9 protein-coding genes are annotated in these 7,431 nt (G+C 62.5%); 5 read left to right on the top strand and 4 right to left on the bottom strand.

Annotated elements, in window-relative coordinates; genetic code table 11:
- From LB577_RS27940 to LB577_RS27930, 3 genes are all read right to left on the bottom strand, one after another.
- On the bottom strand, nt 1-535 hold a 535-nt coding region (locus LB577_RS27940), incomplete at its 3' end, for a helix-turn-helix domain-containing protein (protein WP_411969345.1).
- Nucleotides 536-669: 134 nt separating this feature from the next.
- The gene (locus LB577_RS27935; protein WP_224689776.1) at nt 670-1,239 is read right to left on the bottom strand and encodes a DUF2569 family protein; all 570 of its coding nucleotides are present in this window, start codon (nt 1,237-1,239) and stop codon (nt 670-672) included.
- A 116-nt stretch (nt 1,240-1,355) separates the two neighbouring features.
- Nucleotides 1,356-1,970 (bottom strand): TetR/AcrR family transcriptional regulator, encoded by a 615-nt coding sequence (locus LB577_RS27930; RefSeq protein ID WP_224689775.1) that lies wholly within the window; start codon nt 1,968-1,970, stop codon nt 1,356-1,358.
- A 90-nt stretch (nt 1,971-2,060) separates the two neighbouring features.
- On the opposite strand from LB577_RS27930, the gene LB577_RS27925 reads away from it, so the two are divergent.
- From LB577_RS27925 to LB577_RS27905, 5 genes are read left to right on the top strand one after another with little or no spacing between them, the layout of a single operon-like run.
- Entirely contained in the window at nt 2,061-3,152 is a 1,092-nt protein-coding gene (locus tag LB577_RS27925; protein WP_224689774.1) for a spermidine/putrescine ABC transporter substrate-binding protein, read from the top strand.
- 13 nt (nt 3,153-3,165) lie between these two features.
- Complete coding sequence (locus tag LB577_RS27920; protein WP_224689773.1) at nt 3,166-4,053, top strand: ABC transporter permease; 888 nt, start codon at nt 3,166-3,168, stop codon at nt 4,051-4,053.
- 2 nt (nt 4,054-4,055) lie between these two features.
- Nucleotides 4,056-4,838 carry an ABC transporter permease gene (locus tag LB577_RS27915; protein ID WP_224689772.1) on the top strand — a complete coding sequence of 261 codons (783 nt, stop codon included), beginning with the start codon at nt 4,056-4,058 and terminating at the stop codon, nt 4,836-4,838.
- Nucleotides 4,835-5,899, top strand: a complete 1,065-nt coding sequence (locus LB577_RS27910) for an ABC transporter ATP-binding protein (protein WP_224689771.1) — start codon at nt 4,835-4,837, stop codon at nt 5,897-5,899. Before LB577_RS27915 ends, LB577_RS27910 begins: the two co-directional genes overlap by 4 nt.
- 2 nt (nt 5,900-5,901) lie before the next feature.
- A complete protein-coding gene (locus tag LB577_RS27905) occupies nt 5,902-6,663 on the top strand; it encodes an MBL fold metallo-hydrolase (RefSeq protein ID WP_224689770.1) in 762 nt (253 codons plus the stop codon).
- 18 nt (nt 6,664-6,681) lie between these two features.
- On the opposite strand, the gene LB577_RS27900 is transcribed toward LB577_RS27905, so the two are convergent.
- Nucleotides 6,682-7,398, bottom strand: coding sequence for a TetR/AcrR family transcriptional regulator (locus LB577_RS27900; protein ID WP_224689769.1), 717 nt, complete (start codon nt 7,396-7,398; stop codon nt 6,682-6,684).
- Between the last annotated feature and the right edge of the window lie 33 nt (nt 7,399-7,431).

The raw sequence follows: 7,431 nt of genomic DNA, 5'->3' as shown, positions 1-7,431 counted from the left end.
CCTCGCAGGCGATGAGATAGCGGCTGGCGAAGTCGGTGATGGTCAGGGGATAGCAATAACGTCGGTCGGCGAGCATGAACTCGCCCTTGTAGTCGGCACACCAAAGATCGTTGGGTCGATAGCCGTTTGAAAGCGGTGTCCCCGTCGCCCTGTTGCGCCTTCGCTTGCGGTGCTCGACCATGCCGTGCCGGTCGAGCACCGCATGCACTGTCGAGATCGCGGGCCGGTGCACATCGGGATACAGCCGGGCCAGCCGCTCGCGTATCTTCGGCGCCCCCCATGTCGGCTTATCTTGCTTCAGGCGCACAATCAGCTTCTCGATTTGAAACGGAAGCTGATTGGCGTGGCGATAGGGCCGGCGCGATCGATCCGTCAGCCCTTCAAGGCCGCTGTCATTGTAGCGCGTGAGGATCTTGTAGCCGGTCTTGCGCGAGATATCGAACTCCCGGCAAAGCACCGCCATCTTCTCGCCGTCCAGCAACCGGGCGACGAACTTCAGCCGCTCTTCCATGACGTTACACTCCTTCCAAGGCACCTTGCTCTCCTTGCAAAGGGCCGAAAGTGTAACCCATCTATCCGGAATGAACTGTCACCCATCTCTCGGGAAGGGCAATCTGTACGATCCTCGAGAACCGAAAGCCTTCCAAGGGCGATCGCAGCGCCGATATCCTATGAGGCGCTAGCGACTTGCTCAGATGCATTCGTCCTGGTGAACGTGTTCCTCACCCTGACGGACCTGCAGACATAGGCGACCCAGATGCCGGTCCCCACAAAGGAGGCTATCGGCGTCACCAGCGCATCACCTGCGAGCACCTGGCTCACCGGAACGCCCAGAAATGAAGAAATCCAGATCGTGTCCAGGACAAAAACGACAGGGATCGCAAGCCACTGGAGCAGAAACAATTGCGGGAACCGGCGGCTTTTCCGCAGCATTGAAACGAGCACAACCAACTGAAGAGCCAGAAAGGCCAGATTGAGTGTAACCTCGCCATAAACCGCTAGTGGCCCATTTGAGAGGGTCATGAGTTGCTGGTAGCCGTCGGCCGAGTTGGCCAAGTCGGCGAGTGTGCGCAGTGGTGACAACGCCTGACCGATCGCCAGCAGCATCAGCCAGCCGCCGAATCCGACAAGTGGCTCAGGATTCTGTGACGGCTTCGCGGCTGACCGAACAGCGAAGAAAACAGGTACGCCGATCAACAGCAGTACAATCGCCCAATGCCAGATGGAAAACGTCCCCATTTCACTCCCCCTTTTTTATGCCCTCCTAAGTTGTATCAGATTTCAACCTCAACTCAAGACGTGAAACTGATGCGGAACGACGAAGCGACGGTTTCTCCTGCCTGCTCCTGACTCGCTCACACCCCGATCGCCGACACCAATATCCGGTTCTGCCTCCGTATCGCCGCGCGCAGTTCCGGTATCCTGGCCTCGTCGCGCTTCACGAACTCGATGAACATCATGTTCATGTTGTTGAAGATCAGTTCGCCGAGCGCTGCCCCGTCGATGTCCTGCCGTACCAGCCCAATCTCCTGCAGCCGGGTGATCAGGGCGCGGATCTGCTCCGTCAGCGAGCGGTCCAGCGCCGTATAGGCCTGGCCGAACGGACTGTCGGGCAGTTGCGTCGAGATCGCCATCGCCTGCCGCCACATCTCCTTGCTGAGGTAATGCAGCGAGTGCTCGATATAGATGCCGACCAGCGTGTCCAGCGCGTCGCCGACATTGGCCGGCGGCCTGGCGACGACGCCGCGGCCGGCGTTGAGCACCTCGTTGACCTCGAGCGAGACGATGGCGCCGAGGATGTCGCCCTTGTTCTCATAGTAATTGTAGATGGTGCCGACCGACACCTCGGCTTGCATGGCGATCGCCTCGATCTTGGCGCCCTCATAGCCGGCGTCGCGGAAAAGTGCGGCCGCCGCCTCGATGATGCGCCTGTGCCGATCCGCCTTTTGCCTTGCCCGCAATCCGCTCATATCAGCCTCTTGCCACAAAAATAGAATTGACTCAATTTTAAAACTGGTTCAATTTTTTGCGAGAAGCCACAAAGGCAGGGAGAACACTCGATGTCCGCACAGTCAAAAGCCATGAATCCGCTTTCCGTCCTGAAGAACCAACTGCGCGCCGCCTGCGCTGCCACGGCGCTGCTGCTTGGCGCCGGCAGTCTCGCCGAGGCCGCCGATCTCAACGCGCTGATCTGGTGCGATCATTCCGATCCGGCGCTGCTGCAGCCCTTTGAGGAAGCCAGCAACGTCAAGGTCAACGTCAAGGAATTCGAGGGCACCGGCGCCGGCCTCGCCATCGTCGAACAGTCGCAGCCCGGTGACTGGGATGTGATGGTGATCGACAGTATCGATGTGCTGCGCGGCGTCGAAAAGGGCCTGTTCGAGCCACTGCCGGAAGACAAGCTGCCGCTGGCCGACCTGTTCCCGCAGGTGAAGATGGACGGCTCGACCGTGGTCGGCGGCAAGCGCTACGGCGTCACCGAGAAGTTCGGCTACAACACGATCGGCTTCAACAAGACCAAGGTCGACCCGGCCGACATGCAGTCATTGGCGTCGCTGACCAGCGACAAGTACAAGGGCAAGGTCGCCATCTACGACTATTACCTGCCGGTCATCGGCATGGCGGCACTCGCCATCGGCAAGAAGACGGCGGAGCTGACCGAGGCCGACCTCCCCGCCATCAAGGCCGAGCTTCTCAAAATGAAGGCCAACGCCAAGCTGGTCGGCGAAGTCACCGCCAGCCAGACGGCGCTCGCGACCGGCGAGGTCGACATACTGGTCGGCGGCGGCGAATGGGTGACGGCGGGGCTGGCCAGGGAAAACCCGGCGCTCGACTTCTCCATTCCGAAAGAAGGTGCGGTGCTGTGGTCGCAGTCGCTGGCCATGTTCAAGGATTCCAGGAACAAGGACATGGCGCTGAAGTTCATCCAGTACATCATGAGCCCGGAAGGCCAGGCGCGGCTTGCCACCTCGTCCTGCTATTGGGGCATGCCGTCCAACTCCAAGGCGGCGCTGACCGACGACCAGAAGAAGATCCTGCGCTTCGACGAGCAGCCCGGCTTTCTTGCCCGCGCCCAGGCCTATCCGGCGCCGAACGCCGATCTCGACAAGAAGATGCAGGATATGTGGACTGAAATGCTGCAGGCGAAGTGAGCGGATACCGCTCGTGAATTCGACTGCAAAAAACGGGCGCGCCCTGCCCCGGGCGGGCAATGCCCTGCCCCGAGCAAACCTGGCCCTGCCCTGGGCGCTGGTCACGCCGGCACTTGGCTGGACGCTGCTGTTCTTCGTGCTGCCCTTCATCGCCATGGGGTTTTCCAGCCTGACAGCGCATGAGGGCGGCGGCTTCACGCTCGCCAATTACAGCCAGTTCTTCACCGACCCGTCCTACTGGCAGGCCATGGTGAACTCGCTCCAGGTGACGGCGATCGTCACCGTGGTCTCGGTGCTGCTCGCCTACCCCTTCGCCTGGATCCTCGCCGAACAGGTGCCGGAACGCTGGCAGCGGCTGGCGCTGATGCTGGCCGTGCTGCCGTTCTGGACCTCCTATGTCGTGCGCTCCTACTCCTGGCTGCTGGTGCTGGCGCAGAACGGCGTCATCAACCGCGCGCTGACCGGCGCCGGCCTCATCACCGAGCCGCTGCAGCTCGCCAACACTCGGCTGGCCACGGTCACCGGCTTCGTACATTTCTTCGTCATGCTGTTGACGCTGACCATCTTCGCCAATCTGAAGCAGCTCAGCCCGAGCTACCGCAAGGCCGCGGCAGATCTCGGCGCCGGGCCTATACGCACTTTCCTGCACGTCGTGCTGCCGCTGACGCTGCCCGGTATCATGGTCGGCGCCTTCCTCACCTTCGTGCTGTGCATCGGCGACTACATCACGCCGCAGATCCTCGGCGGCAACAACGAGCTTCTGATGCCGCAGCTGGTGATGATGCAGATCGGCCGGCGCGGTGACTTCCCGCTCGCCTCGGCGCTGTCGATCATCCTGATGGCGGTCGTCACCGTTGCCTATCTCGCCTGCGCCCGCTGGCTGAAGATCGAGCGGGCCTGACCATGCGCAGGATTGTCCGCGTCATTTCCTGGCTCTACGCGCTTGCGGTCTACGGCTTCATCTTCCTGCCGGTGTTCGTGCTGGTGCTGTTTTCGCTGCAGGCGACGTCATTCCCCATCCCGCCGTTCACCGGCCCGTCGCTGCGCTGGTACGAGGCCATTCTCTCCGACACGCGGCTGACCTCGGCGCTGGTCAATTCACTGCTGGTCGCATCGATCTCGTCCCTCGCCGCGGTCACGCTGGGTTTCCTCTCGGCCTGGGGTTTTGCGCGCTTTGTGCTGCCCGGCTCGGGCCTGCTGCGCGGGCTGATCACGCTGCCGCTGACGGTCAGCTACCTGATCATCGGCATGGGGCTCCTGGTGCTGTTCAACTGGGCCGGCGTGCCGAAATCGCTGCTTGCCGCCGGCATCGGCCATGTGGTGATCAATTTGCCGCTCTGCTTTGCCATCATCTACAGCCAGATGGGCGACCACCAGATCAACATCGAGCGCGCCGCGCGCGATCTCGGCGCGCCGGAAGGGAAGGTGCTGCTGCTGATCACGGTGCCGGTGATGGCACCGGCGATCTTCGCCGGCTTCTTCCTGTCGATGACCTTCTCCTGGGATGAATTCGTGATCTCCTTCCTGCTGACGCGCTTCGACACCACGCTGCCGGTGGAAATATGGAACCTGCTGCGCTCCGGCCTCAATCCCAAGACCAATGCCGTCGGTTCGCTGGTCTTTGCCGTTTCCATCGTGCTGGTCGTGCTGTTCGAACTGACATTGCTGCGCAGGAGAAAGACATGACCGCGCCCCTGGTCGACATACGCAGCGTCTCGCACCGTTTCGGGCAGTTGGCCGTGCTGAAAGATGTCTCGCTGCAGATCGAGCCCGGCAGCTACACCATCCTGCTCGGACCGTCGGGTTCCGGCAAGACGACGCTGTTGTCCATCCTTGGCGGCTTCGTCACGCCCAGCGAAGGCAAGGTGTTGATCAGCGGCAAGGATTGCACCTTGGTGCCACCGGCCAGGCGCCCGACCACGACGGTGTTCCAGGACTATGCGTTGTTTCCGCATATGAGTGTCGGCGCCAATGTCGGCTTCGGGCTGCGCATGCAGGGCGTCGACGGCGCAACCCGTGCCGCCCGGGCGCGCGAGGCGCTGGCTCTGGTTGGACTTGCCTCGGCGTTCGACAAGAAGCCGCACCAGCTTTCGGGCGGCCAGCGGCAGCGCGTGGCGCTGGCGCGTGCGCTGGTGATCGAGCCGGCGGTGCTGTTGCTCGACGAGCCGCTCGGCGCGCTCGACCTCAAACTGCGCCGGCAGATGCAGGACGAATTGAAGGCGATCCAGAAGCGCGTCGGCACCGCCTTCATCCATGTCACCCATGACCAGGAAGAAGCGATGGCGCTCGCCGACCACTGCGTGGTGATGAATGACGGCCGCATCGAGGACGAAGGACCGCCCGAGCGCGTCTATGCCCGGCCGGCGACGCGCTTTTCCGCCACCTTCATGGGCGAAAGCACGATCCTCGCCGGCACTGTCACCGAGGCCAAGGACAAGACAAGCACGGTCGCGACGCCGGTCGGAGCGGTTTCGCTGCCCGGTGCGTTGCCGGTGGGCTCGGCCGTTGCGTTGGCCATACGGCCGGAACATCTGAGCCTGGGCGCGGCCTCGGGCGCCACAAGGCTGGGCACGGCCAAGGTGAGCGACGTCGTCTTCCAGGGCAGCTTCAAGCGTGTGCTCGCGATGTCCGTCGAAGACCCCTCGGTGCGGTTCATCGCCAAACTGCCCGCAGCGGCCACGGTCCAGCCGGGCGACACGGTCGCGGCTTCGTGCGATACCGACCAGATCATCCTGCTGACGGATTGAAAATGGGCACGCTTGCGGTCATCGACGCACCCGACTGGTACGAGACCATCCGCATGGCCGACGGCGTGACGCTGATTCATGAGCCATGGATAAAACCGTTCTTCCGCTGCAACATGTGGCATGTGCGCGGCCGTGACCGCGACCTTCTGTTCGACACCGGGCTCGGCCATTTCAGCCTCAGGCAGCACGTGCCGCTGGTGGCCGAGCGCAAGCTGACCTGCGTGGCCAGCCACACGCATTTCGACCATATCGGTTGCCATCACGAATTTCCCGACCGCTGCGTGCACCGCGCCGAGGCGGAAATCCTAGCCGATCCGCGCAACGAATGGACGGTAGCCGATACCTATGCGACCGACGAGATGTTCGATGGCGTCCCGAAAGGTTGGGACACCGCGCGCTACGGCATTTCAGCCGCGCCGGCCGGTCGGCTGCTCGAACATGGCGACGTTATCGATCTCGGCGACCGCGCCTTCGAGGTGATCCACACGCCTGGCCATTCACCGGGCGGCATCGCGCTCTACGAGAAAAAGACCGGCATCCTGCTGTCCGGCGACATCGTCTATGACGGCCCGCTGATCGACGACGTCTATCACTCGGACATCCAGGATTATGTCGAGACACTCGCCGCCCTGCGCGACCTCGACGTCTCGGTCGTGCATGGCGGCCATTTCCCGAGCTTCGGCAAGGTCCGCTATCGTCAGTTGATCGACGAGTACCTGGCGCGAAAACGGCAGGTCGGCTGCCATCTGCGCAAGAGCCGCTGACGATCTTAACGCACCAGTTCAAAAGTGTCGCGGAAATGCCTGATGCAGCAGCAGCAGCATGGTTTTGCGCAGCACATCGGTGTCACGGCCGGAAGGGTTCAGATGGTCCCAGTACCAGGCGCCATGAACCAGATAATTCAGGCTCTCCGACAGGGTGTGTATGTCGACGCCGGTGTAACCACCGCTGCGCGAAATCTCGATCAGCAGTTCGCGCGCTTCGGCGGTGTAGGCGAGATCGCTCGGCAGGCCGATTTCATTGTAGATCTGCATGCTCTTGCGGTCGCTGGAGAACACGACAAAGACCGAAACCCATTTCGGATGCTGCCGGGCAAAGCGTTGCGCGCAGTCGACGGCGCCCAGCAGTCTTTCGACCGGCGACAGGCCGGGCGCCCGCACCAGAGTGACCCACAGCTCGTCATATCGATCGCTGAGATGCTGCAGGACGGCGCGGAACAGGTTTTCCTTGCTGCGAAAGTGAAAGACGACCAGCGCGTTGGACGAGCCGACATGTTCGGCGATGCGCTGCATGGTGACGCTCGCCAGGCCCTCCTCCGCGATGAGCTCGATCGTGGCGTCGATGATGCGCTGCACGCTCGCTTCGCCGCGCTCGCGCCGACGGTCCTTGGGGGGAGCATCGTTTGCCGCGCCCCTGCCCTTGGCCGTTACAGCTCTGCGTTTCTCCGGCTTTGCGGTTGCCTTGTTTTGCGCCATTTTCGTCAGGCCTTTCGGACCCACGGCGGGAATATCCCGCCGCATAGTTACTTCGCT

The sequence above is a fragment of the Mesorhizobium sp. B283B1A genome (genome assembly GCF_020165735.1).
Classification (GTDB): domain Bacteria; phylum Pseudomonadota; class Alphaproteobacteria; order Rhizobiales; family Rhizobiaceae; genus Mesorhizobium; species Mesorhizobium opportunistum.
Note: the sequence above shows the minus strand (reverse complement) of the source record. Positions and strands in the feature narration are given on the sequence as shown.

What these genes read in the sequence shown, in the direction of transcription:
- LB577_RS27910 (WP_224689771.1), top strand. Translation starts at nt 4,835, where the DNA reads ATGACCGCGCCCCTGGTCGACATACGCAGCGTCTCGCACCGTTTCGGG.
- LB577_RS27930 (WP_224689775.1), bottom strand. Translation starts at nt 1,970, where the DNA reads ATGAGCGGATTGCGGGCAAGGCAAAAGGCGGATCGGCACAGGCGCATC.
- LB577_RS27925 (WP_224689774.1), top strand. Translation starts at nt 2,061, where the DNA reads ATGTCCGCACAGTCAAAAGCCATGAATCCGCTTTCCGTCCTGAAGAAC.
- LB577_RS27905 (WP_224689770.1), top strand. Translation starts at nt 5,902, where the DNA reads ATGGGCACGCTTGCGGTCATCGACGCACCCGACTGGTACGAGACCATC.
- LB577_RS27935 (WP_224689776.1), bottom strand. Translation starts at nt 1,239, where the DNA reads ATGGGGACGTTTTCCATCTGGCATTGGGCGATTGTACTGCTGTTGATC.
- LB577_RS27915 (WP_224689772.1), top strand. Translation starts at nt 4,056, where the DNA reads ATGCGCAGGATTGTCCGCGTCATTTCCTGGCTCTACGCGCTTGCGGTC.